This is a genomic window from Pseudodesulfovibrio portus (assembly GCF_026000375.1).
GTDB lineage: Bacteria > Desulfobacterota > Desulfovibrionia > Desulfovibrionales > Desulfovibrionaceae > Pseudodesulfovibrio > Pseudodesulfovibrio portus.
Genome location: NZ_AP026708.1, coordinates 2658653 through 2683666 on the forward strand (window position 1 = coordinate 2658653; position 25014 = coordinate 2683666).

The 25014-nt window shown below is 62.6% G+C and carries 22 protein-coding genes; 9 read left to right on the forward strand and 13 right to left on the reverse strand.

The window, feature by feature from the left end; genetic code table 11:
* Window positions 1-160 precede the first annotated feature (160 nt).
* The 3 genes from OO730_RS12690 to OO730_RS12700 all read right to left on the reverse strand — a co-directional run bounded on the left by OO730_RS12690 (window position 161) and on the right by OO730_RS12700 (window position 2266).
* Window positions 161-775 carry a 3'-5' exonuclease gene (locus tag OO730_RS12690; protein ID WP_264981840.1) on the reverse strand — a complete coding sequence of 205 codons (615 nt, stop codon included), beginning with the start codon at window positions 773-775 and terminating at the stop codon, window positions 161-163.
* 82 nt (window positions 776-857) lie between these two features.
* The gene (locus OO730_RS12695) at window positions 858-1508 is read right to left on the reverse strand and encodes a hypothetical protein (RefSeq protein ID WP_264981841.1); all 651 of its coding nucleotides are present in this window, start codon (window positions 1506-1508) and stop codon (window positions 858-860) included.
* Window positions 1509-1519: 11 nt separating this feature from the next.
* A complete protein-coding gene (locus OO730_RS12700) occupies window positions 1520-2266 on the reverse strand; it encodes a hypothetical protein (RefSeq protein WP_264981842.1) in 747 nt (248 codons plus the stop codon).
* Window positions 2267-2385: 119 nt separating this feature from the next.
* Here OO730_RS12700 and lgt point away from each other — a divergent pair, with 119 nt between their 5' ends.
* A complete protein-coding gene (gene lgt / locus OO730_RS12705) occupies window positions 2386-3168 on the forward strand; it encodes a prolipoprotein diacylglyceryl transferase (protein ID WP_264981843.1) in 783 nt (260 codons plus the stop codon).
* A gap of 529 nt (window positions 3169-3697) precedes the next feature.
* On the opposite strand, the gene OO730_RS12710 is transcribed toward lgt, so the two are convergent.
* Together OO730_RS12710 and OO730_RS12715 are read right to left on the reverse strand one after the other, a co-directional pair.
* Window positions 3698-4486, reverse strand: a complete 789-nt coding sequence (locus OO730_RS12710; protein ID WP_264981844.1) for a glutaminyl-peptide cyclotransferase — start codon at window positions 4484-4486, stop codon at window positions 3698-3700.
* A 66-nt stretch (window positions 4487-4552) separates the two neighbouring features.
* Window positions 4553-5179 (reverse strand): TetR/AcrR family transcriptional regulator, encoded by a 627-nt coding sequence (locus OO730_RS12715; protein WP_264981845.1) that lies wholly within the window; start codon window positions 5177-5179, stop codon window positions 4553-4555.
* 138 nt (window positions 5180-5317) lie between these two features.
* Here OO730_RS12715 and ispH point away from each other — a divergent pair, with 138 nt between their 5' ends.
* The 3 genes from ispH to moaA all read left to right on the forward strand — a co-directional run bounded on the left by ispH (window position 5318) and on the right by moaA (window position 8101).
* On the forward strand, window positions 5318-6166 hold the full coding sequence (gene ispH / locus OO730_RS12720; protein ID WP_264981846.1) for a 4-hydroxy-3-methylbut-2-enyl diphosphate reductase: 849 nt from the start codon (window positions 5318-5320) through the stop codon (window positions 6164-6166).
* A gap of 556 nt (window positions 6167-6722) precedes the next feature.
* Window positions 6723-7085, forward strand: a complete 363-nt coding sequence (locus tag OO730_RS12725) for a molybdenum cofactor biosynthesis protein MoaE (protein ID WP_264981847.1) — start codon at window positions 6723-6725, stop codon at window positions 7083-7085.
* A gap of 8 nt (window positions 7086-7093) precedes the next feature.
* Window positions 7094-8101 carry a GTP 3',8-cyclase MoaA gene (gene moaA, locus OO730_RS12730; protein WP_264981848.1) on the forward strand — a complete coding sequence of 336 codons (1008 nt, stop codon included), beginning with the start codon at window positions 7094-7096 and terminating at the stop codon, window positions 8099-8101.
* Between the two features lie 102 nt (window positions 8102-8203).
* On the opposite strand, the gene OO730_RS12735 is transcribed toward moaA, so the two are convergent.
* Complete coding sequence (locus tag OO730_RS12735) at window positions 8204-11842, reverse strand: DUF748 domain-containing protein (protein ID WP_264981849.1); 3639 nt, start codon at window positions 11840-11842, stop codon at window positions 8204-8206.
* 309 nt (window positions 11843-12151) lie between these two features.
* Here OO730_RS12735 and OO730_RS12740 point away from each other — a divergent pair, with 309 nt between their 5' ends.
* From OO730_RS12740 to OO730_RS12760, 5 genes are all read left to right on the forward strand, one after another.
* On the forward strand, window positions 12152-13876 hold the full coding sequence (locus OO730_RS12740) for a sensor histidine kinase (RefSeq protein WP_264981850.1): 1725 nt from the start codon (window positions 12152-12154) through the stop codon (window positions 13874-13876).
* A gap of 38 nt (window positions 13877-13914) precedes the next feature.
* Window positions 13915-14346, forward strand: coding sequence for a response regulator (locus tag OO730_RS12745; RefSeq protein ID WP_264981851.1), 432 nt, complete (start codon window positions 13915-13917; stop codon window positions 14344-14346).
* Between the two features lie 34 nt (window positions 14347-14380).
* Complete coding sequence (locus tag OO730_RS12750) at window positions 14381-14752, forward strand: response regulator (RefSeq protein ID WP_264981852.1); 372 nt, start codon at window positions 14381-14383, stop codon at window positions 14750-14752.
* Between the two features lie 21 nt (window positions 14753-14773).
* Window positions 14774-15184, forward strand: a complete 411-nt coding sequence (locus tag OO730_RS12755) for a response regulator (RefSeq protein WP_264981853.1) — start codon at window positions 14774-14776, stop codon at window positions 15182-15184.
* 99 nt (window positions 15185-15283) lie between these two features.
* Window positions 15284-17872, forward strand: a complete 2589-nt coding sequence (locus OO730_RS12760) for a PEP/pyruvate-binding domain-containing protein (RefSeq protein WP_264981854.1) — start codon at window positions 15284-15286, stop codon at window positions 17870-17872.
* 818 nt (window positions 17873-18690) lie between these two features.
* Here the strand turns inward: OO730_RS12760 and tmcA are convergent.
* The 7 genes from tmcA to OO730_RS12795 all read right to left on the reverse strand — a co-directional run bounded on the left by tmcA (window position 18691) and on the right by OO730_RS12795 (window position 24989).
* On the reverse strand, window positions 18691-19089 hold the full coding sequence (gene tmcA, locus OO730_RS12765) for an acidic tetraheme cytochrome c3 TmcA (RefSeq protein ID WP_264981855.1): 399 nt from the start codon (window positions 19087-19089) through the stop codon (window positions 18691-18693).
* A 9-nt stretch (window positions 19090-19098) separates the two neighbouring features.
* Window positions 19099-20418: an electron transfer complex ferredoxin TmcB gene (gene tmcB / locus OO730_RS12770; RefSeq protein WP_264981856.1), complete on the reverse strand. Its 1320-nt coding sequence runs from the start codon at window positions 20416-20418 to the stop codon at window positions 19099-19101.
* Window positions 20419-20451: 33 nt separating this feature from the next.
* Complete coding sequence (gene tmcC / locus OO730_RS12775) at window positions 20452-21111, reverse strand: TmcC family electron transfer complex membrane anchor subunit (protein ID WP_264981857.1); 660 nt, start codon at window positions 21109-21111, stop codon at window positions 20452-20454.
* 15 nt (window positions 21112-21126) lie between these two features.
* On the reverse strand, window positions 21127-22386 hold the full coding sequence (gene tmcD, locus OO730_RS12780; RefSeq protein WP_264981858.1) for an electron transfer complex subunit TmcD: 1260 nt from the start codon (window positions 22384-22386) through the stop codon (window positions 21127-21129).
* 632 nt (window positions 22387-23018) lie between these two features.
* The gene (locus OO730_RS12785; protein WP_264981859.1) at window positions 23019-24191 is read right to left on the reverse strand and encodes a Tad domain-containing protein; all 1173 of its coding nucleotides are present in this window, start codon (window positions 24189-24191) and stop codon (window positions 23019-23021) included.
* Window positions 24192-24198: 7 nt separating this feature from the next.
* Entirely contained in the window at window positions 24199-24588 is a 390-nt protein-coding gene (locus OO730_RS12790) for a TadE family protein (protein ID WP_264981860.1), read from the reverse strand.
* 2 nt (window positions 24589-24590) lie between these two features.
* On the reverse strand, window positions 24591-24989 hold the full coding sequence (locus tag OO730_RS12795; RefSeq protein WP_264981861.1) for a TadE family protein: 399 nt from the start codon (window positions 24987-24989) through the stop codon (window positions 24591-24593).
* Between the last annotated feature and the right edge of the window lie 25 nt (window positions 24990-25014).

Sequence of the window (25014 nt, forward strand, 5' to 3'; positions counted from 1 at the left end):
TCATTATGCTTTTTTATTTCGTCTCGACGCGGTGGAAAACCGCCTCACTGCCGGAACGTCAAAAGACCGGCAAAGACACGGCGTTTTTTACCCGTTCAGGAGATAATTGCACGTTACATGCCAGACAAGGCCCGTGCGGGCGGCGCGGGAAATCGGGGGGTCAGATCAGGCCGAGTTCGTCCAGGGCCAGATAGAGCTGGCGGCTGATCCAGGCGTCGGTGGCCGCATAGTTGACCTGCTGCGGGGTGAGCTGGTCCTTGGCCCAGTTGGAACATTGGGCGGACTTGGAGATGCGGAAGCCGAGCAGGTTGGCGGCCATGTTGCGCAATCCGTAGGTCTGCAGGCCGTGGTTGGCGGTGATGTCCGAGAGGTCCACGAATCCGCTCGGCTTGAACCGGGAGTGCTTTTGCAGGCCGAGGATGTCGTCGCGCACGGCCACGCCGGTCTTGATCACGGATCTGCTCGCCAGGATGCGGCACAAGTCTTCGGTAAAGGGCAGGATATTCAACTGGATGACGTAGGCACACTCGGCAGTGGCCAGCTGGAGCAGGGCGGGCGGCCCGGGCTTCTTGCCTTTCTTGAACACGGGCCGGGTCTCGGTGTCGAAGCCGAGCAGGGGGTCCCTGCCCATTTCCTTCACGGCCTTGGCGAGCTGCTTCTCGGTGCGGACGACTTTGATTTCCCCCTCGTAGCGGCGCAGGGGAAGGGCGTTGATCTCTTCTTTGCTGAAGGAGCGCAGGTATTGGTCGGGTATGTCGATGGTGTCCGTGGTCATGCAAAAATGGCTGTTCGTGTTTGAGTTGGGGGATGGTTGTACATTCCGCGCCGTTCGTCAAGTCCGGCGGTGCCGGACCGTACTATTGGCCCGTGTCCCTGGACGCGCTGCACGGTTTCTTGTTGCGCCGCCACCAGAAGGTCCCGCTGCACCGTTCGGTGACCGGCATGATCGTGTTGGGCGAGAGGGTCAGGCGTATGTCCTCGACGATCTGTTTCTGCACGCTCTCTTCCAGGATGTCCGCCGTGCGGTCGAGGTCCGCGTCGTACTGCAGCCCGGCCAGCTGGACCTGAGCAATCTCGAACACCATGCGCACCGGAGGCAGTCCCTCCAGGAACAGGGCGAGGTTGCCGATCGCCTTGTCCCGGTCCCCCAAACGGGCGTGGGCCAGGGCCGTGAACAGGTCCGCCTCCCAGATGCGCTCGCCGGTGCGGCGCGCGGAGGCCATGGACGCGATGCACTTCTCGAACCGTCCGGCGAAATAGTTGGCCATGCCCGCCTTGACGCGGCTTGACGGGTATTGGGCCACCCGACTCGGCTGGTCCGCTTCAAGCGCCTTGGCATAGTAGTCGGCGGCGTCAGCGAAGTAGCCGACGGCCTGGTCCGTCCGGAGGGTGGTGTAGGCCAGCCAGGCGCGCTCGAAGTTCTTGTCCGCCGTCTTCACGGGGGGCGTGGAGCAGGCCGCGAGCAGGGCGGCCGCCAGGATCAATGCGGGGATGATGTGTCTGTTCATGGTTTCCCGGTTCAGGGCATGTACGCCCTGGCGATGCGGAAGATGTCGTCGTAGGCGAGCTTTTCACGGATGCCCAGGGCCATTTCAAGGGCCATGTCCATCTTGCGCTCGGTGCGGGTGATGACCCGGTCGCGGATGTTTTCCAGGTGGTTGGCCAAGAAGTCCGATTCGAAATTGTCCATGGCCAGCGACACGCCCTCGGAAAAGAAGCGGGACCCGAGGTGGGGGATGAATTTTTCCAGGCTGTCCTTGCCTTCGCGCCGGGCGAACATGACGAAGAACAGGAGCTTGACCAGCAGCCGGTCGGCCTGGAGCTTGTGGTCCACGGACAAGAGCGTGTTCAGGTCCACCCCGGCGGGCTTGATGGCGTCGAACATGGCCGTGGCCATGTCGAAGGCGCGGTCTTCGGTCATGAGCGGGTGGGCGAACTTGGAGTCCATGCGGACCAGCGTGATGCGCGGGTTTTCGCCCGAGGCGATGGCGTAGACGGCCAGCCGCATGAGGTCGATCTTGGTCCGGTAGTCGTCGAGGAGGATGTCCTTCCTGGCCAGGGTCAGCCGCCGCACGCGGGAAACGTCCAGGCCGGAAAAGGCCGTCTCCAGCAGGTGGAGGATGAACGGTTCGTCCGTCCCGGCGATCTCCTCGTCCAGGATGGCCCGGCCCTTTTTGGCGTCCATGATCTTCTTGATGGACAGCCAGTAGGCGGCCAGCCCCTCTTCGGGCATTTCGAGTATGTCGAGTTCCTGCGGCTTTTCCATGTCGGTGACTTTTTGGGGGTTGACGGGGCCATGGGAAAAGGGACACCCTGTCCACTGCGCGCACCGTAACCGATTTTTTCAAAGAAAACAAAGACGCACCTGCATATGGAGCCCCCCGAATGCTCGAATATCCGCAATTCGATCCGGTCATGATTCATATCGGCCCGCTGGCCCTGCGCTGGTACGGCATGATGTACGTCTTCGGCATCCTGTCCGGCTGGCTGCTGGGCCGGTACCGGGCCAAGAAGCCGTGGAACAAGCTGACCCCCGCACTGGTGGACGATTTCGTGACCTGGGCCATTCTCGGCGTGGTCCTGGGCGGCCGCATCGGGTACGTGCTCTTCTACAACCTCGCCCACTACATCGAACAGCCGCTCAAGGTCTTCGCCATCTGGGAAGGGGGCATGTCCTTCCACGGCGGGCTCATCGGCGTGCTCCTGGTCATCTGGCTCTTCGGTCGGGCCAACAACATGTCCTTCCCGGAAATGGGCGACTTCGTTTCCCCGCTCATTCCGCCGGGCCTCTTTTTCGGCCGCATCGGCAACTTCATCAACGGAGAGCTGTGGGGGCGGTACACCGACCACCCGTTCGGCATGATCTTTCCCGGTGCGGGCACCATGCCCCGCCACCCGTCCCAGCTCTACGAGGCCGCGCTGGAAGGAGCGGTTTTGTTCGTCCTGGTCTGGTGGTATTCGGCCAAGCCCCGGCCCGCCGGGTGCGTGGGCGCGCTCTTCCTCCTCGGCTACGGCCTGTTCCGTTTCGCGGTGGAGTTCGCCCGTCAGCCCGACGCCCAGTTGGGGTTCGTGGCCCTCAGCTGGATGACCATGGGCCAGATACTGTGCATCCCGATGATTTTGTTTGGTGCATCCTGGCTTTTGTATGCGTATATTTTGAAGAAGTAGGCGGGTTCCGATAGCGGGCCGCCTGCACAATTTTTCGGGCAAAATCATCCTCAACGTAGAAGGCTACGCCTGCGGTGATTTTGCCCGAAGAAATTGCACATGCGACCCACTCTCGAAACCCTAATCGCGTTGAGGGAGAGCGTCCTTCGAGTAGGAAACTGCTCCGTAAGGGACGGTGCGCGTTGACCCGCTGTCGGGTGCCCTTGGCACCCGAATCGCTTTAGCTGGATGGAGTGGGCTTGTTGGCAACTGTCCGGTTTTTGTTCGCCTGCGTTTATATTCTCCTGATTAAGAGTGGCGTAGAGAGCCGCACACACCTCTCCCTTAACGCCCTTAGGCTTGTGAGAGTGGTGCAGCTGTGCAATTTCTCCGGCGCAGCCGTACCGCAGTCGTATCCCAATACGGCGAGGACAGCGGCCAAGCCGGAAAATTGTGCAGATGCGCCGCTATCGCAAGCCGACGACCGGAGACACCGTATCCCAATACGGCGAGGACAGCGGCCAAGCCGGAAAATTCTGCAGATGCGCCGCTATCGCAAGCCGACGACCGTGGGAATCGCGATCTCGAACACCTTGTCCCAGTGTTTGCCGGTGACGTAGAGGCGGCGGGTCCCAGCGTCGTAGGCGATGCCGTTGGCCACGCCGGATCGGGGGTCGAGGCGGTCCCGGAGGGCGGAGAGGTCCATGGTGGTGCGGACCTCGCCGGTCTGCGGGTCGATGATCACGATTTTGTCGGATTTCCAGATGTTGGCGTAGATGAATCCCTCGACATATTCCAGCTCGTTGAGCATGGGGACCGGTCTGCCCGCGTCCGTGACTTCGAGCGTCCGGACCAGGGTGAAGCTCTCCGGGGAGTGGAAGCGGAGGATGGACGTTCCCGAGGACAGGATGAAGAACCGCCTGTCCACGGTCAGCCCCCATCCTTCGTGGTAGAGCCCCCGGCCCCGGTAGGCGAAGTGGCCCGACTGGCGGAGATTGTCGAGGGAATGGACGAACCCGGTGCCGGACTGCCAGGTGAGCAGGCGCAAGGAGTCCCTGAACGGGGCGATGCCCTCGGCGAAGTACTCGGTGTCGATGGGATGGGTGAGCAGGACCCGGCCGGTCCGCGGATCGGATTTGATGAGGAAGGACTTGTTGTAGCCGCCCGAGGATTCGTAGAACACGTTGTCCCGGATGAAGAACCCCTGGGTCGAGGTGTCGGTGTCGTGGGGGAATTCGGCCAGGACCACGCAGGGCATCACCGGTGCCCCGGCCTGTGCCGGGAGCGTCATGAGCGCGAATATGAGCGCGATTCGTATGAGTCGGATGCAGCGGCGCACGGTCCCTCCTGAAGCGTAGCGGAATTTCGCAGGAAACCGCGCCCGGGTCAAGAGGGCCTGAATCCGTTATCCCTTTACCGCCCGCAGGCCGCCCAGTGAGAATTTCGTCACGTGATCCACGAAGTCGTCGAGGATGCCGTCCACGGCCGGGCGGTGGGGAGTGAGGCGGTCCAGGATGGGTTGGATCAGCAGGTGGTCGAGCATCATGGCCCAGATGTTGGAACTGCAGTAGGCCAGGGTGGTTTTCGGCGTGTCCGGGCCCAGGATGTCGGCCAGGATGGAGCGCAGTTCGTTGGCCCTGGGCTGGACCTGGTGCTGGACGATGATATCCAGGTTTTGGCTCGGCTTGGCCATTTCCCGCAGGAAGATGGCCCAGTGCTGGGCGATGGTGTCGCTGCCCCGTTCGTAGATGTCGCTGACCAGGCCCCGGATGAATTCCCGCAGCCGGTCTTCCGGCGACAGGCTGGGCGATTCCTGGGCCTGCCATTCCTTGCCCGTGGGAAAGATTTCCTCCAGCACGGCCGCGTACAGCCCGTCCTTGCTGCCGTAGTGATAATTGACGGCCGCGACGTTGGCCTTGGCCCGCCCGCAGATGTCGCGTACGGTGGCCGAGTCGAATCCTTTTTCGGCGAAAACAGCAATCGCTGCGGCCAAAAGTGCGGTTTTGGTATTGACGTCGGAGGAATCGTTCATAACATATCCCGGTATGATTTCAGAGTGTCGAGCTGCTTGAAACAACTGTTTCAAGCATATTCATAACCCCACCGGTTCCGTCAAGTATATTTTCGGATCGGGATGCCCTGACAGGGCGGATTTCAAGGAGGGCGGAGCGTGGAAGTCGTGCTCGCCGAAACGGCTGGATTCTGCATGGGCGTGGCCCTGGCCCTGAACCGACTGGACAAGTTGGTGGAAAGCGCCGATGGCCGCCCCATCTACATTCTCGGTCCCATCATCCACAACCCGCAGGTCCTGAAGCGGTACGCGGAAAAGGGCGTGGTCATGGTCGACCGTCCTGACCAGGTGCCGGGCGGGGCCTATGTGGTCATCCGCGCCCACGGCATCACCCGCCAGGTGGAGGATTCCCTGCGCGGGCGCGACGTGAGGATCAAGGACGCCACCTGTCCCAAGGTCAAGAAGGCGCAGCTGCTCATCCGCCGTCACACCGACGAAGGCAGCGAGCTCCTGCTTTACGGCGAGGCGGACCACCCCGAGGTGGCCGGGCTGGTGAGCTACGCGGCCAACGGATTTTACGTCTTCGGCTCAGAGGAGGAGCTCCTGGCCCGCGCCCTGTCTCCGGACAAGCGCTACATTTTGGCGGCACAGACCACCCAGGACCGGGTGCTCTTCGACCGCATCGCGGCCCGGTTGACCGGTGACGAGAACCTGGACGTGACCGTGCTCCACACCATCTGCGACGCCACCAAGCTCCGCCAGGCCGAGGCAAAGGAACTGGCGGCCTCCGTGGATTACATGGTCGTGGTCGGCGGCTACAACTCCGGCAACACCCGTCGCCTGGCCCAGGTGGTCACCGATGCGGGCACTCCCTGCCGTCACATCGAGACCATTGAAGACCTCGACCTGGACGAACTCTCCGGCCATACCCGAGTAGGGGTCACCGCCGGGGCGTCCACCCCCAGGAGGCTCATAGACGAGGTCCTCGGTCGCCTCGAATCTCTCTGATTTCAAGCCAGCTCTTTCAAATACGCGCAGCCCGTGCTTCGTAAGTTTTCGCAAGGCGAAAATGGAGAAGCCGCTCTTTTTGCCGGGGGCGGTCCAGCTCCAAGGCGCAAGAACGAAGCTGTGGCCTCCCACAGCGAGTTCGCAGCAACGCAGGAGATGGGCCGTCCCCGGCAAAAAGAGCAGGGGCCAGGCGGTTCCGGAGAGGTGTACTCGGAAGCTGACCCTGGCCCCATGCACTACAAGGTGGCGCGCGCATCCCGGCCGCCGTGCGGTCCCTCCGATCCGGGCAGTGGAGGGCGATGATCGGGAGACGCGGCCGTTTCCCTGCGTGATGCGCGGCAACCCAACCGTGAGAGTGTTGCCGTTGTGCGGTGCATTGCACACCGTTTGCCGCCATGATAACCGGTATTATACCTCATGGTATTATTATCGGACCTGAGCGCGCATAAAAATGGCGGCGGTGCCTGACCGGGGGGAAAAGCTGGCCGCTTGAGACCGGTTTGCGGTCCGCGTACCCTGTGGTTCATGGTCCGAGAAAGACAATCAGGAGTATTGTATGGATATCAATAAAGCATTGGAAGAATTGAAAAAAGAGCCTGGATTTTCCGACAACGTGGGCATGGTGCTCGTTCACAACGGCATTGTTCGCGGCTGGTCCCGCAAGGATCGCAGCGAGGTGGTGGCCATCGAGATCACCCCGGATCGGGAAAAGATGGAAGAGATCCGCAAGGAGATCGAGGCCCGTGAAGGCATTTTCAGGGCCAAGGCCCATGCCAACTCCGGACGGATGCAGCCCGGCGACGACGTGCTGTTCCTGATCGTGGCGGGCGACATCCGCGAAAACGTCAAGGCCGCCCTGGCCGATTTTCTCGATCGGGTCAAGGCCGAGGCCGTGACCAAGAAAGAAATCTTTGCCTAGAAGGTCAGATGATCGCCCCTCTTGAAGACTCCCACGGTCGCGCTGTCAGCTACATGCGGATCAGCGTGACCGACCGCTGCAACCTGCGATGCACCTACTGCGCCGGCGAAGGAATGGAGTTCATTCCGCATCCCGACATCCTCCGCTACGAGGAGATCATGGACCTCATCTCCATGTCCCGGAACCTGGGCGTGCAGAAGGTCCGTTTCACCGGGGGCGAACCGTTCGTGCGCAAGGGGTTTGCCGACTTCATGGTGGCCGCTGCAGGGCGTTTCCCGGAGATCGACATGTGCGTGACCACCAACGCCACGCTCATCGGCGAGCACGTGGAGGGGCTGGCCCGGGCGGGCATCCGGCGGGTGAACATCTCGCTGGACACCATGGACCGGAGCAAATACGAGCGGATCACCGGGCGGGACCAGTTCCTGACCGTGCGAGAGAACATCGACCGCTGTCTGGACGCGGGCATGGCGCTCAAGGTCAACGCCGTGGCCATGAAGGGCGTGAACGACGACGAGATGGGCGACTTCGTGGAATTTGCCGCGCGCAGGGCGCTGGATTTCCGGTTCATCGAATTCATGCCCGTGGGCCTGGAGACCGGTTGGGACGACTCCCTGGTCTGGACCGCCGACGACATCCTGGCCGAGGCCGGCAAATACGCGAACCTGAGCCCTGTGACCGGCGAGGGGCAGCGACGGCGCGGCCCGGCCCGCATGTACGACATCGAAGGCGGCAAGGGCCGCATCGGCCTGATCACCCCCTACACCAATCATTTCTGCGCCACCTGCAACCGGCTGCGCATCACTTCGGACGGCATGCTGCGCACCTGTCTCTTCTCTGACAAGGTGTACCGGCTGCGTCCCGCTTTGCGCCATCCCCGCCTCAACGTGGACGCCGTGGAGCGCATCATCCGCGCCGCCGGGCGGTCCAAGCCCATCGGCCACGAACTGCTCGAGCGCATGTCCGCCGGGCAGGAGGGCGTGTGCAGCACCCGCATGGCCTCCATCGGGGGCTAGGCACCGAAGGGCTATGCCCGCATACGATCGCAAAGAGCCTCACCCGATCGGGTGAGGCTCTTTTTCTGAGTCCACTCGGAACCATGTTCCGGGTTGTCGAATCTAATTGATCCCCAGATCCGCGCGGTGGGCGGGAACCCCTGTCCTGCCCTTCCGGTCCTCGCGGTCCAGGAGGAAGACCCGTTCCGCCAGGGCCGGGTTGCGCTCGACGATGTAGCTCTTGACGGCGTTGGCCCGCCGCATGGCCAGCTCGTGCAGGAGCGTGTCGGTGATGACGATGCGGTCGCGGATGAATTTCTCCATGACCTCCACGGGCTGCTCGTCCACCATGAACAGGGTGGTGGGGCGCACGCCCTCCTCGTCCGGTTCGTCGGCGTAGGCTTCGAACAGGTATTCCTCGTACTCTTCCGGCTTGACCACCATGTCGTCCACCGTGGTCTCGGCCCGGACCGAACGGGGCTGGTCGAGGTATTTCTGTTCCTTGATCTTGCGCTCGAAGATGACCTGGGCCAGGCCGTTGGCGTCTGCCGCGGGGTCGATGACGCCGTCCACTTCGAGCTTGAGCCTGTCGCGCTCGGTCAGGGCCTTGATGACGGTCGCCATTTTGGCCTCGCCGTTTTGGTCCAGCCGGGCGCGGCCCGGTTCGAAGACCACGAAGTCCATGTTTTCCCCGCCGCCGCCGAAGATGGAGCCGATCAGGGTGAACGGGGAAGCCAGGGCCTTGAAGAGCATGCTGACGATGGCCCGGAACACGATGCCGCCGATGCGGAAGTTGGGGTCGTCCAGCCTTCCGGTGATGGGCAGGTCGAGTTCCAGGTCGCCGTTGTCGTCCTGGAGCAGGGCCAGGCCGAACTTCACCGGCACGTTGGGCGCGTCGGGGCGCTTGTCCTTGGGGCCGAGGACCAACTGCTCGATGAAGAACTTGTTCCTGGCGTCGAGTTTCCAGTCCTCGGTCTTGAAGGTCACGTCCGCATAGAGCCGCCCCTTCTCGATGGGGTAGGCCAGGTTCTTGACGGTGTAGGGCGTAAGCGGCACGAGCTCCATGCCGTTCACCGAGAGAGAGAGGTCCGAATAGATGGGCGTGACAACCGGGTTGAGCACTCCGGTGACGGACACGGGCGTGGGGCCGATCTCCGCCGTGAAATCGATCTTCGGGCGTGCCTCGACGGTCCGGCCGATGTCGGTCAGGGTGAGGGTCATCTTTCCGACCTCGTTGGTGAACAGGGGATGGACGCTGGCGTCGCGGAAGTGGAGGGTGCCGTTTTTCATGGAGACCCTGCCGATGTCCAGCCGGGCGAACAGGGGCGTCTCGTCGGCCTTTCCCCCGCTGTCGTCGGCAGTGGCGGCTGCGGACGCTTTCTTTTTTTCGGCCTGTTCCTTTTTGGCGTTTTCCTCTGTCATGGGCGGCGGTTCGGGCAGGCGAAGGGCGCGCCGGATGTTGAGCCGCCCGTTCTCGGCGTATTCCACCAGCGCGCGAGGCCCGTCCAGGTTGATCTCGCTGATGACCAGCTCAAGAGGCTCGTTCCTGAAATCGATGGACTTGATGTCGAGCCGGTCCAGGCCGACGAATTCCGTGTCCGCGAAGGTTGTCTTCATGGACAGCCCGGCCAGGGCCGCGTCGCCCTTGACCGAGACCCGTGGCGTTGCGCCGTGGCTGAAGGAGTATTCGAGGTTGGCGTAGGTCCTGCCCTTGGCGAAGAGCAGCTCCGTGGTGTCGGCCAGGTAGGCGTCAAGGGGGCGCAGGCCGAAATCGGTCAGCGTGAAGCGGCCGCGGGCCGTGATCGGGTCGAGGGTGGCCTTGCCCTGTGTGGCAAACGAGCCGCCCCCGGTCCAGGTCCCGACGGCCGAGTAGGGGGAGGACGCCCCGTCCTCTGTCGAGAGGTCCTTGAGATCAAGCTTGAACCGGCGGATGCCCAGGCTGGCCCTGTTGCGGGGCACCCGGTCCAGGAAGGTGAAGGCGCCGTCCTCGACCGACACGTTCCTGATGCGCGCGTTCCAGCCGTTCGCGACGGGCGCGGGGGCTTCGGCCTCGGGCTGCGGGGCCGGTTCCCGGGCGTCTTCGGGAGTGAAGAGGGTTTGGAGGTCTATTTTTCCGTCGCGCTCCCGGGTCACGGTGACCATCGGCCCGGTGACGGCCACTTTGTCCACGTCCACGGATTTTCCGGCCAGGTCCAGGGTCGCGCCGGACGCGTTCAGGGCCGCCAGCGTCACGCTCGGCTCCTTGGCGTCTGGTTTGCGGGCCGCAAGGTCCGTCAGGGACACCGCCCCGCCCGTGATCTTCATGTCCGGCCTGCCGTCCTCCATGGCAAAGGCCACGTCCGCGCTTGCAGCCAGCACGCCGGAATCCACGGCCAGGGGCTGGGCCTCGGCGAGATAGGGGGTGAAATCGGGCAGGGACAGGTTCTCGACCGTGACTTTGGCGTGGGCCAGCAGCGGTTCCAGGGTGGCCGTGCCCTTGACCGAGAGCCGTTCGGCAGAGCCGACGGACGCTTCGAAGGAGCCGGGGGTGCCGCCGCGCGAGGCCATCTCCGCGCCCGTGACTTCGAGGTTGCCGAAGGTGCGCGTATAGCCTCCGGGGACGGCCCGGTCGATCCATTCCACGGAGCCGTTGCGGAGTTCCACGCGGTGGAAATCCACCCGGAAGGGCGCGCCGCCGTTTTCGACGCCGTCGCCTTCTTCCACGGTTTCCCCTTCCCCGGCCTGGAAGTATCCGCCCCAGTTGACGCTGCCACCGGGTGCCCGGACGACCTTGAAATACGGGTCCTGCATGGCGACCCGCTTCAATGCCAGGAAGTTGTCCTTGAGGGAGAAACGCTCGATGTCGAAGGCCAGTTCCTTCACCCGGATCACGGTCCCTTCCTGCGGGTCTTCCAGTTCGAGGTCGGTGAGCTTGCCGCCTCCTCCCAGGAAAAGGCTCATGGCGTGGGCGTCGGGGCGCTGGAAAAAGAGGGAAATGTCCGAGGTGAAACGGCCGTTCTTGAGCGTGAGCGGCGTCTGGACGGGCACGTAGCGCCAGTACTGGTCCAGGGAAATGTCCACGGCCCCGAGTTCGAATTCGGTGAGCAGGGTCCGGTCGAAGGGCAGGGTGCGGCCCTTGAGTTCCACCGGATCGCCGTTGACCACGGCGGTGAACTTGGGCTGGGTGAATTCCTTTTCCCGGCCTTCAATGCTGGAGGTGAACGGCACGCGCATGTTGATGTCGGATATGACGTGGCGCTTGTCGTGCACCCGGTCGTCGAAGACGAGGCTGGCGTTGGTCAACTCGAAATCATACAGGGCAAAGGGGAAGACCGCGTCTTCCCGTTCGCGGGGATCGCCCCCGTCCTGCCCGTCGTCCATGAGGTCCGACACCGAGAAGTGCCCGTTTCCGTGGAAGGTGATGTCCAGGGCCAGGTCCTTGAGGTGGAGATAGGAAATGACGGGCGCGAAATGCCACAGGGTGGAGACGGACGGGGACGCGATGATCTTTCCGGCGGAGATCAGGTCGCCTTCGCCGTCCAGTTTGCTCACGGCCAGCCCGGTGACCTCCAGGTGGAGCAGAAGCGGGTTGAAGTAGACCTCCCCGACCCGTGCGGGCCGGTTGAGGTTCCGGCTCAACTGGGTGACCAGCACGTCCTTGAGTATGGGCGGGAGCGCGAAGAAGCCGAAGAGGACATAGCAGACAAAGGCGGCCAGCAGCCAGAACCCCCATCGCCGGAGCCTGGGGGTGGCAAAGGGAATCTTGTCGAGGAATTTCAACATGCTCAACTCCTGCCGCTGCTTGTTGTTGTCCGCATGACCTGATCCTAATCCAAAACTGCCGGGCCTTCCATTATTTCGGCAAACCTCTTCCCGTCCGGATTGTTGCAGTTTCGGGCGATTCGGGTCGAAAACGTGCTTTATGACGGAGAAACGGGGCATTTTGTACCGATTCCCGGTTTTTATTGCCTTTATGTTCACAATCATTGTACTTTGACGACAAGCCAAGGATTCCACGCGCCGCCGTGCGCGGGACCGCCCCGCAATAATGTCCTGAACGAGCCGGGCCGAACACCGAGACGGAGCAAAGCGATGTCAGATGTCACTTACTACCAGGGGCTTGTCAAAAGCATGATGTTCACCATCATACTGGTTTCCTTTGCCCCTCTCCTGATCATCGTCCTCATCGCCGGATACCAGTACAGCGTGGTCTACGAGGAAAAGGTGGAGGCCCACCTGCGTGAGCTGGTGCTCAAGCACGATCAGTCAGTGGACAGTTATCTCAAAGAGAAGGTCGCGGAAATACAGGTTTTTTCCGAGATCATGGACATCGACGCCCTGTCCGACCAGACACGGCTCGAGGCCCTGCATGACGCCCTGGTGCGGGGGCACGGCAATGTTTTCGTGGACCTCGGGCTGATCAACAGCGAAGGGGTCCAGGTGGCCTACTCCGGCCCGTACAAGCTCCAGGGCGTGGACTACTCGGATGAGGGATGGCTCAGGGAGGTCCGGGAGCGGAGCGTGCACGTGTCCGACGTGGGGCTGGGGCTCAGGGGCGTGCCGCACTTCACCATCTCCCTCAGGCTCGAAGCGGACGGACGCGAGTGGTTCCTGCGCACCACGCTGGATTTCATCGCCTTCAACAAGCTGGTGGAGGACATCCGCATCGGCGAGACCGGCATGGCCTACATCATCAACCGGCAGGCGGAGTTCCAGACCACGCCGCGCCGGGACATGACCGGCGAGATTCCCCTGTTGCGCGAGCTCATTCGCTCGCCCAGCTCCGAAATGGCCCAGGGCCGGGCGTCCATGAGCATCCGGACCAACCCCGCCAACGGGCGCGAGACCATTTTCGTGACCAGCCCCATCAAAAACGGGGAGTGGCTCCTGGTCTACCAGCAGGAGTCGGCCGACGCCTATTCCGACCTCAACCGTTCCCGCAACCTGGCCCTGGTGGTCCTGCTCCTGGGCGGCATAGCCATCACGGTCATGGCCTACCTCATGAGCCGCCGCATGGCCCGCAGGATCGAGCATGCGGACCTGGACAAGGAGATCATGAACGAGCAGGTCATCGAGGCGGGCAAGCTGGCCAGCGTGGGCGAGCTGGCCGCAGGCATCGCCCACGAGATCAACAACCCGGTGGCCATCATGGTGGAGGAGGCCGGGTGGATTCAGGACCTGCTGGAAGAGGGGCTGTCCAAGAGCGACAACGAGCGCGAGGTGCAGCGGGCCCTGAACCAGATCCGCACCCAGGGCGGGCGGTGCAAGGAGATCACCCACAAGCTCCTCAGTTTCGCCCGCAAGATCGACCCCACGGTCAAGTATTTCTGTCTCAACGAAATGGTCCACGAGATCGTGGCCCTGTCCGAGCAGCGGGCCAAGTACGCCAACGTGGTCATCGAGACCAGCCTGGCGGACAACATCCCCCCGCTGGAGGCGAGCCCTTCCGAGATGCAGCAGGTCTTTTTGAACCTGGTCAACAACGCCATCGACGCCATGGACCCGGGCGGGGGCAATCTCGACATCAGCTCCCGGGTGGAAGGCGACCAGGTGCTGGTGGCCATCAGCGACACAGGCTGCGGCATTCCCAAGGCCAACCTGCCGCGCATCTTCGACCCGTTCTTCACCACCAAGCCGGTGGGCAAGGGGACCGGGCTCGGCCTGTCCATCATCTACGGCATCATCAACAAGATGGGCGGGACCATTTCCGTGAATTCCGCAGTGAACCAAGGGACCACCTTCACCCTCCGGCTTCCGGCGGGCAAGGTGGATGAAGGCGTCGCGTGCAACGTGCCCGGCGCAGGAGGGGCGGCCTGACGGGCCGACGGGCAGGACGGGCAAACCAGGAGGTATTCATGCCTGCGAACATTCTTCTCGTGGACGATGAACAGGGTTTCGTGGAGACCCTGGCAAAACGGGTGGCCAATCGGGGACTGACCGTGCATACCGCCATGAGCGGGCAGGAGGCCATCGACTTCCTGGCCGGGAACCACTCGGTGGACGTGGTGGTCATGGACGTGAAGATGCCCGGAATCGACGGCACCGAGGCGCTGAAGCTCATCAAGAACGCGCACCCGCTGGTCGAGGTCATCATGCTCACCGGGCACGCCACCGTGGAGTCCGCCATCGAGGGCATGAAGTCCGGGGCCTTCGACTACCTGATGAAACCGGCCGAGCTGGAGGACTTGCTGGCCAAGGTCAATGAGGCGTACGACAAGAAGCAGACGCACGAGACCAAGATCCTTGAGGCGCGGGCGCGGCATATCGTCCTGCGCAGGGGGGATTAGCGGTGAGCCGGTGTGCGCAGCGGGGTATCGAACCATGAGCGAAACGCCTATCCGGGTTCTTCTGGTGGATGATGAAGTCGGCTTCCTGGAGGTCATGAGCAAGCGGCTGGGGCGGCGCGGGGTGCGCGTCACTCCTGTGGCCAGCGGCACCGAGGCCATCCGGGTGCTCAGGGGAAGCGATTTCGACGCGGCCATTCTGGATCTCAAGCTCGAGGATATGGACGGCATCGAGATTTTGCATATATTCAAGAAGATGGTGCCGGACATGCCGGTCATCATGCTCACGGGCCACGGCTCGGAACAGGCGGCCAGGGAGGGCATGCAGTCCGGTGCCTTCGACTACCTGCTCAAGCCGTGCGAACTGGAAGAACTGCTGGACAAGGTGCACAAGGCCGTCGGCAGATAGGCAAGAAAAACGGAGAAACGTATGGCCGGTATCACTGTGCTTCTCGTGGACGACGAGGAGTCATTTCGAAGAACGCTGGGCAAGCGGCTGGACAAGCGCGGATTTGTCGTGGAGGAAGCCGGGACGGGCGAGGAGGCGCTGGAGAAGATCGCCGCCGCAGCGCCCGACGTCATCCTGCTCGACGTCAAGATGCCGGGCATGGACGGGTTGACCGCCCTGCACAAGATCAAGGCCATGGAGCCGCTTGTGGAGGTCATCATGCTCACGGGTCACGCCTCCATGGAGATCGCCATCCGGGGCATGGAACTCGGCGCGTTCGACTACCTGATGAAGCCCGTGGAGTTCGAGGAGCTGCTGTACAAGCTGGAGGACGCGGCCAAGCGAAAGCAGCATCAGGAGAGCCGCATCGAAGCCCGGACCCACTCCCAGTAGCGGGCCCGACGTGTCGTATTTTCCCGGCGACGGGCGCGAAGCCCGTCGCCGTTTCTCATGGATCGCCAATGTGCGTGATAGCCGGAAAAAGGTGGTGTGATGGGGTGGTTTGACTGGCTGCCGTGGAAGAAACGGGAACGGACTCCGGAAGAGATCGCCGAGATCCGCCGGACGTTTGCCGTCCGCTATGACCATTTCCGCCTGCTCATCCAGGCCAACACCCGCGCCCACGAGCTGATAGGCGAGCTGGAAGAGGCGTTGCGCGGGTTCACGCCCTACGGCATGCAGTACGTGCAGACCCTGTGCACGCGCATCTCCACCTCCATATACAAGATGGTCCGCCACCTGGGCGAACTGAATCCCAAGGGGCAGGCCGAACTGAACCGGGCCATGGAGTCCATCAACGAGAAGATCATGGCCGTGCTCATCCCGGAGGAGCACCCGGAATCAGGCCAGCCGGTCATCGACCTGGCCCGTGTGGGGCGCGACCACGCGGACCTGTGCGGACCCAAGATGGCCATGCTGGGCGAGGCGGGGAGCAAGCTGGGCCTGACCATCCCGGCCGGTTTCGTCATCACCGTGGCCGCCTACCGCCGGTTCATGCAGGCGGGCGGCATCGGCGGCGAGATCGACCGGCTGATCACGGCCACGGACGAGAACGACCGGGCCGCCGTGTTCAAGACCTCGGCGGACATCATGCAGCTGATAATGGACACGCCCGTGCCGAGCGACCTGGCCGAGGCCATCCTCGGGGCCTATGACGCCCTGTCCGTGGAACTCGAGCGGCAGCCGGAGCTGGCCGTGCGTTCGAGCGCCCTGGGCGAGGACGCCGAGGGGTCCTCCTTTGCCGGGCAGTATCGGTCCGTGCTCAACGTGGACCGTGGCTCGCTGATCGATGCCTATCGGGAGGTGGTGGCTTCCAAGTATTCCCGCCAGGCCATGGCCTACCGTATGAATCACGGCATTCCGGACACGGACGTGGCAATGAGCGTGGGCTGCATGACCATGGTGGGCGCCGCGGCAGGCGGCGTGGCCTATTCCCGCAGCCCGGTCAACGTGCGCGACGACCATGTCTCCATCCACTCGGTCTGGGGGCTGCCCAAGCCCGTGGTCGACGGCACGGCCGAGACAGATGAATTTCACGTCAGCCGCAACCCGCTGGCAGTGAGCTGGAGCGTGGTGGCCGACAAGACGGTCATGTTCGTGTGCGGCGATGACGAGGGCGTCTGCCGGGAGGACCTTGCCGAGGACCGGATGAAGGCCCCCTCCCTGACCGAGGAGCAGGCCCTGGCCGTGGCCCGCGAGGCCATCCGCATCGAGGAGCATTTCGGCACGCCCCAGGACATCGAGTGGGCCATGGACATGGACGGCGGCTTCCACCTGCTGCAATGCCGCCCGCTCATGCAGGTGTCTGCGGACGATGCGCCCGGAGCCGGCAAGGCGGAGCGCGGGGACTCTGCGCTGCCCGAGCCGGTCCTGTCCGGCGGGCGCGTGGCCAGCCCGGGCGTGGGCGTCGGACCGGCGTACACCCTGCGCAAGGACGTGGACGCGCTTACCTTCCCGGACGGCGGGGTGATGATCATCAAGCAGGCGTTGCCCAGCCGGGCTGCGTTGCTCGACCGGTGCAGCGCGGTCGTCGCCGAGCAGGGGGGAATGGCCGGGCACCTGGCCAACGTGGCCCGCGAGTTCGGCGTCCCGGCCCTGTTCGGGCTCAAGGGCGCGGTGGGACATTTCGAGAACGGGACCATCCTGACGGTGGATGCGGACGGGCGGAGCGTCTACCGGGGCGCGGTGGAATCCCTGCTGGTGGAACGGCCACGGCAGCGCGTCATGCAGGGCAGCCAGGTGCACGCCGCCCTCAGGCAGGCGGCCCGGCACATCGTCCGGCTCAACCTGACCAACCCGGAGTCACCGGAGTTCCGGCCTGAAAAGTGCCGGACCCTGCACGACGTCATGCGCTACTGCCACGAGAAGGCGGTGTCCGAGATGTTCGAGTTCGGCACCAACGAGGACTTCATCGAGGCCGCGTCCCGCCAACTCATCTGCGGGGTGCCCAAGCAGTTCTGGATACTCAACCTGGACGACGGGTTCGCCCCTGAGACACGCGAGCGCACCGACCGGTGCGTACTCCTGGAACAGGTCGAGTCCTATCCCATGCAGGCGTTGTGGGCGGGCATGCAGGCCGTGCCGTGGGAGGGGCCGCCCCCGGTGCACGCGCGCGGGTTGATGTCGGTCATGTTCGAGGCCACCACCAACCCGAACCTGGTCACGGCGGCAGGCTCTCACTACACCCAGAAAAACTATTTCATGGTCTCGAAGAATTACTGCGCGCTCCAGTCCCGTTTCGGTTTCCATTACTGCGGGGTGGAGTCACTGGTCTCGGACCGGATCAGCGAGAACTATGCCAGCTTCCAGTTCAAGGGCGGGGCCGCCAATGCCGAGCGCCGTATCCTGCGCGCCCGGTTCGTGGGCGATCTGCTTGAGGAATTCGACTTCCGCGTCCGGGTGCGGGAGGACAACCTGGTCGCCCGCGTGGAGGGGCTGGCCCGCGAGTCCATGGGCAAGCGATTGAAAATCCTTGGCTACCTGATCACCCACACCCGTCAGCTGGACATGATCATGACCGACAAGGCGGCCGTGAAGCGGCGTCGGGAACGATTCCTCAAGGATTTCGAGATGTTTAATTAATGTTGGTGGTGACGCTTGATTGGTGGCAGTTGAATTCGTTTTGCGACTTCAACTGCTTTTTTTGGTGTGGGCGCATTCGCGTTCAGCTTCATTCGTTCTCCTTTTGGAGTGTTCCGCCACTACGGCGGCCCTGTTTTTGGCTGGCGCCCCAAAAATAGGGGAAAAAGGGCGCTTTTTGGGCTAGCTCGCGCTGTCAGGCCCAAGAGCCTGTAGGCGACGTTGCTGCCCGTCTGCAAACCTTCCTTTGGCAGGGTCGACGGGCTACGCAAGTCGCCCGGAACAGGCTCTAGGGCCTGACAGCGGATTGTCCGCCATTATCGAAAGACTCGCTCATCTCCAACGGGCGCACCTAAAGGATCGTATGCTCAAACAATCAGGGTTTGCATCAGCCCTTGATTGCGACCTAGAAACCGACAGCGAGGGGCGGCGGCTCCCGTGAGGCGACACGATAATTTTCCAGGGAGAATCGTTTAAGGGAGAGGAAGCGCGTGCCAATCCCCAGGGATGGGAGCCGTCCCGAGTTGATCGGATTCTTGCCGCGATCTTGGGGGCGGCCAAATTTGCCAAGCGCACTTTTTGCTTACTTTTTGGGGCGCCTAGCCACAAATCCGCAGGACAGCGGATTTGGAGCGCGCCTGGCAAGGCGCGACCCCGAAGGGGTGAGGGCCATGGACGGCCCGAATCAAAAAGTCAGCCGCTGTAAAAGCGGAACACAAAGTAAGGAGAACGAATGAAGCTGAACGCGAATGCGCCCACAACAAAAAAAGCCCCGGAAGGAATATCCTTCCGGGGCTGTTTCTATCGGTAGAACCGAATGGTTACTTCACGTGGCACTCGCCACAGGCCACGGGGCCCTTGCCCTGTGTCTCGTGGCAGGTGATGCACTGCCCGTGATAGGCGCGCATGAGCGGGGTGCCGCCGTCGGTGCGTTCCACCTCGTGGCAGGAGGAGCAGGCTTCGCCCTCGGAGGATTCCTCGAGGTTCTGCGTGCCGTCGTCGTTCCTGGAGTGGTGGCAGACCACGCAGTCTTCCAGCTCGGCCTTCTCGTTGTGCGCGTCATGCTCGAAGGCGGCCTGGGGCCGTTCCAGCTTGGCGAACGCGTCCACCGGGATGTGGGTCATGTCGTCCTGGGAATAGGCGACCGGAGCCATGTAGGCGATGACCAGCGCGATGATGGTCAACATGGAGGCCGCGAGTTTCAGCGTATTCTTTTTCATGGCGTCCTCCTAGAGTTCCGGTTTTTCCATCAGTTCGTAGATGATGTCGCCGATGAACTTACCGTGCATGCCGAGATCATAGTAACCGATGATGTCTTCAATGCCGCCGTGGCAGTTGTGGCACGGGATGACCACGTCCTTGACGCCGGTGGCCTTGAGCTGTTCGGCCTTGACCCGGTTGCCCGTCATGCGGGTGTTCTTGAACGGCGGACCGCAGTTGATGACGCCGCCGCCCGCGCAGCAGCAGTAGTTGTGCTCGCGGTTGGGGGTCATTTCCACGACCTCTTCGCACAGGAAGTGAACCACGTCGCGCAGCTTGTCCATGAGGCCCCGGCCGCGGATGATGTTGCACGGGTCCTGGATGGTGACGGGCTTCTCGTACTTGTGGGTGATCTTGATCTTGTTGTCGCGGATCAGTTCCCAGTAGAAGTCGATGGCGTGGATGACCGGGACGGGCATCTTCTTGTGGCCGAGCCAGCGGTTGCCCATGTCGTAGACAGAGCGGAAGGCGTGGCCGCATTCGCCCATGACGATGCGCTTGACGCGCAGCTTCTGGGCCGATTCGTAGTGGGCGCGTTTCAGGCGGCCCATGTTCTCGAAGTCGCCGACGAACATGCACATGTCCGAGTTGTCCCAACCCGGATGGGAGGGCATGGTCCAGTCGCAACCGGCTGCGTTCATGATGGCGGCGGCCTGGTAGATGAGCTGGGTCCGGAACTTGGGTTCCGGGGCGATGACCGAGTAGTAGATATCGGCGCCTTCCTTGTCCAGCGGGATGCGCAGGTCAGGGAATTCGTCGCGGGCTTCGTCTTCCTGCCACTGCAGGGAGTCGATCCACTCGTCGTCCTTGACCCACATCTGGTTCATGGTGGAGGAGTGGGAGTGGGCGGTGTCGCGGATGTACTGCGGGACAACGTCCAGCAGGTAGCAGATGCGGCGGACCATGGACATTATGTAGCCGGTGTCGATGCCGATGGGACAGTAGTGAGCGCACCGCTTGCACAGGTTGCATTCGGTGTAGGCCATCTGCGCCATCTCGTAGATGCGCTGGGGTTCGACCTTGCCCTTCTTTTCCATCAGTTCATACATGGTCTCCGTGGCCTTGTTGACCGGCGAGTAGCTCGGGTCCTGGTCGTGGGACATGTAGTAGTGGCAACCCTGGGAGCAGAGGCCGCAACGCATGCAGGTCTCTTTGTATGCCCTGAGTTTGGCGCCGGTTTCGCCTTTGAGCATCTGGTTGACCACTGTCTCGATTTTCTCGGTGGTCAATCCGGCAACGCCGGCCTCAAGGCCGACATCGGATATGATTCTGTCAGCAATGTGACTCATTATTCGTACCTCGCGTTACTGTGATGGTTTGGCCTACCAGTCATTGGCATGGCGAACGCCGCCGAATTCCGATCCCATGTACGCCCTGGTGAACAGGACGAACAGCGCGTGGCTCAGGCGGGTGAACGGGATCAGTGCGATCAGCAGTTCAGCGCTCAGCACGTGCAGGATGGTCATCAGGAGAACCGGGCCGATCTGGTGATAGGCCAGGACGCCGGTGATGAACGGCAGGATGACGAGGATCAGGGCAAACCAATCCTGGCAACGGGTGACTCCCTTGACGTGGGGCAGGGAGAGCCGACGATAGGCGAAGACCGCACAGCCCGCGATGGCCACGAAGCTGACGATGTCGCCGAAAGCGGTCGGCAGGCTCGGGATGGAGATGCCGAAGTTCATGTCCCACAGGACCACGTGCGCGTTCAGGAACACCGCCACCAGAAGGAAGGCGATGTGGAACACGAAGGTGGTGACAGTCATCAGGGGATCGGATTTCCAGCCTTGGGACTTGAAGGGGACCATCCAGGCGAGGATGGACCGCAGTCCGTAGAACCAGCTCATGTAAGCCAGGGAGGAGCCGTCCTTGGCCTTGGCCAGCGCGTACATGCTGACCAGACGGTAGACGGACCCTATGATGAAGATGCCGAAGGCGATCCAAGCCAGGGGGCCGGTGACGAAAGAATATAAGGATGTCATTGCGTCTCCCTCCGCCTAGAATTGGGCCACGTCGGCAACGATGCGGACATAGCTGTTGTTTTCGATGGCGCGGATCAGCACCTTGGTGCCGTCCTCGTTGAAGACCGGGGGCCACGCCTGGTCGAAGTCGCGCTCGTAAGCCTTGCCGTTGACCAGGATGCGGCGCTTGCCGTCCTTTTCCACCATGCAGGCCACGTTCTTGGAATCGGCAGAGAAGGCGACAGGCCAGGCCATGTCGTATGTGCCGGTCCAGGCGGTGCCGTCCACAACGATCTTGAAGTTCTCGTTGTACTCGCTGGTCAGCAGCCCGGCACGGGTGCCGTCGGGGCTGACGACCAGGTCGTTGGCGGTGGGGTAGGTTTCGCTCCAGGGGGCGTTGTTCCTGCATGCGGTGAACTGCCCGTAGCTGGTGGCCACCACGGCCCACAGGTTGTCGCCGGAAGCGTCGTACTGCAATTCCAGACACTGGATGTAACGCGGTTCCCAGATGAACGCGCCGTCCTTGGCCACGCCCCACTTGCCGCCTTCGCGGGCCGGGGCGGCCACGGAGTCGTCCTTGGGGTTGAAGACCGGTTCCCAGACCTGGTTGAAGGTCTTGGTCCAGGGCACGTCGTCCACGGCGATGGTGTTGTCGTAGACGGTGACGCGGACCTGCGCGGCGACCTTGTCGCCGGCATCGTTGAACCGCGGCGTCCAGATGTTGACGTACATGTTGTCCCAGGGCTTGCCGTCCACGACCACGGAGTAAGCGCCGCTCTTGAAAGCTTCGAGGTCGGCTGCGGCCATTGACTTGACCTGGGCCACGCCTGCCGTGTGGGCGCCGTCTTTCGACAGCGCGGGCTGGCTGAGGTTCTCATAGAGGTTTTCCCACGGCTCGCCGTTGACGCACATGCCGTACTGTTCCATGGACTTGTACATGGTTGCGAACGTGGAACCGTCTTCGCTGATCAGCGTGTCCCAGACGTAGTCCGTGGCTTCGCCGACAGATTCACCGTCCGCAAACAGAGCCCATTCCATGTCCTGCTGACAGATGGCGGTCAGCCGTCCGTCCGGAGAAAACTTCGGATACCAGATCTTTTCGAACGTGGCTTCCCAAACTGTGTTGTTGGTACGAATGGAGAATTCGCCGTCGCCGACCTTGACGATTGCGGCGATGGTTTCACCGTCAGGAGAGACATACGGCTCTTCCTGCCATTCGTGTCCATCGAGAGGGGAGAGGGACTCAACGACCGTTTTCTGGCCGATTTCCCAATCCCAAGAGGAGATTTTTCCCATAGCACCCCCTTATGTTGTGACACCGCTTCGCGGGAGAAACGGCAATACGTGACCCGCAGTGCGCGGGTCGAGTCAATCAACGCGGGGTCGCGATCGTCATGAAACGGCGTATGGGCCATCCCGGTCAGGTCATCGTCTGCAGGCAACCCTCGGGCAACGCATCGGCGAAGCCTCCGGGACGCTCAAACTCCGAGGGATGACCCGCAAGCAGGTTCATGAAACCCGTCTAGAACGATCTTCCCATGTTCTCGTTCGTGACGATTTCGACACCCAAGGATTTGAGGCGGCTCTGGCGGCGACCGCCGCCTTGTACCAATGTGCATCCCTTCCCAAAGTGCACCCTCAATTCCGTTGCTGTAACCAGCTGATGGCAATGTTCAGGGCCAGCTTCCGACATGGTAAAATGCTTGATTTTACTAGCATTTATCGGTTGCCATCGGCCCATGGAACAAAGACATGGTTCTGTATAAACACACGAAAAGGAAATAGTCCATATTTTTCACAGATAAATGGGTATTCCAGACCGGATAGGTATGTTTTGTTCAGGATGAAGTCGGCTGCCGGGCGGAAGGAAAAAAGGCGCCGCCCGGGTGGAGGGCGGCGCCGTGCGGATGGATGCGTGCGCGTGCTGGTTACATCCGGCTCGAGTCGAGCAGAATCCGGCTCATGCGCAGCAGGCATTCGGTGCTGTCGGTCGGGTCCGGCTCCACGGCCAGGGTGTTCATGAACCGCGCGGAAACGTTGCCCGTGCTGTCCACGTCTTCGATGAAAAACGCGCCCAGTTCGTAGATGATGAGGGAGTTTCTCCCTCCGGATGGCGGGTCGCGCGGATCGTAGAACGAGATGATGATGACCCTGGGGCTGTCCAGGGGGTCGGGGTAGGAGCTTCCTTCCACGGAGTTGGTGGAGGTGTCCCAGCGGGCATAGGGGTCCATGCCGATGAGGGTGTTTGCCCCGGCCTTGACCGGTCCGGCGGAATTGCCCGGCTCTATGAGCAGCTCGTCGCCGGGTTCCACGGTGGCTTCGCTGTTGGAGCCGGTGCATCCTTCGATGTTCTCCTTGACCATGGCCGCGCCGGTGGTGGGAACTCCCTTGTTCAGGGGGGGCAGGTCCACCAGGTTGTACTGGCCCGGGGCGATGGCCAGGCTCGGGTCGCCGGGCTTGATGATGATCCGGGTGCCCACGTCCTCCTGGGAGTATCCCTGGACCACCACGCTGTCCAACTCCTGCAGGCTCTCGATATCCAGCTCGCCGTTCCGGTAGTACTTTGTGCCGGGTGCGGCCTCGTCGTCCCAGGTGAACTTGGTGGGCACCACGAAGGGCTTGACGCACTTGGATGAGCAGATGCCCACAATGCCTGCGCGGGAGACCGCCGAGATGTCCATGGCGGGAACGTTTACGGCCTTGCCGAAATAGAGCGGGAAGGCGTTTTCGCGCTCACCGCTGAGGGTGACGGTCACTTCCACCTGGTTGGGGTTTTCCTCGTCCGGGACGCCGTCCTTGAGGAAGACGATGTCCGTATCCTGCAGGGCGACGCCGGGCACGTCCGCGTCCTGGAGGTTCCGGGCGGCATACCGGGTGACGATGGCCCGGAGCTTTGCAAAGTCCCTGCCTTCGGCCAGCAGCGAATTGGCCCCGGCCAGCGCTCCCGCGTCGGCGGCTGTCTGGAGGGCGCTGTGCTTGAGGTAGGCCCGCCCCAGGTCAACGGCCAGGGCGGTCAGTCCCATCAGGGCCGCCAGGCTCAGGCTGACCATGACGGTGGCCGATCCGTTCCGGTCGGCGAAGAGATTTCGGATATGTGTCATGGCGGGATTACTCCATCTTGGCATAGGCAACGACGCCCATCCCGTTGGGCAGGAGGCGCTCCCAGGGATAAACCGTGCTGTCTGTGAAATTGTAACTGAGGGCGATCGAGACCTCCTGGCCGAAGCCCGGCTCTTCTACTCCGTGCTCGACGGTGACCGTCAAGTTGTCGGTTGTCAGGCCTTCGGCGCGGACATAGTCGAGCACCCGGGTCACCGGGTCGTCGCCACGCGAGGCCAGGACCACGCCTTCGCGCGCGGCCCGGGTGAGCACCTGGTTCATGTCGATGAGCCGGGCCGCGTCCCATACCCCTGCCAGCAGCGGGACCAGCAGCATGGACATGAGCAGGGCGAACTCGATGACGGCGCTGCCGTTTCTGGTCTGGTCGTTCTTTCTCATGGCTATCTCTCGTGCGTCATGACGGCCGTGGCCGAAATCGGCTTGTTCCCCCCGAGGGAGGGGACGATGTTTCCCAGGACATAGAACTCGAACGGTACGGTGACCGTGACGTCCACCGGCTGTTCCGGCTCGCGGTCGCCGACCGTGACTTCGGATAGCGTGCCGAGCCCTGCGGCGGCGAGTTCCTCGGCCACCACGGTCTTCACCTGTTCGACGGTGGGTTCGTGCAGAATGGCCATGCGCGCGCCTTCAAAGGCGGCGTCCCGGACCACGCTTCGCGTCCAGTAGAGCCTGGAGGCATCCATGATGCCCGTCAGGAGCAGCATGAATATGGGCAGCACCAGCGCCATCTCCACCGCGGCCATTCCGCGTCTTTTCCGGTTGTTGCGTGAACTTTGCATCGTGTACTCCTGTGACGGTGCAACG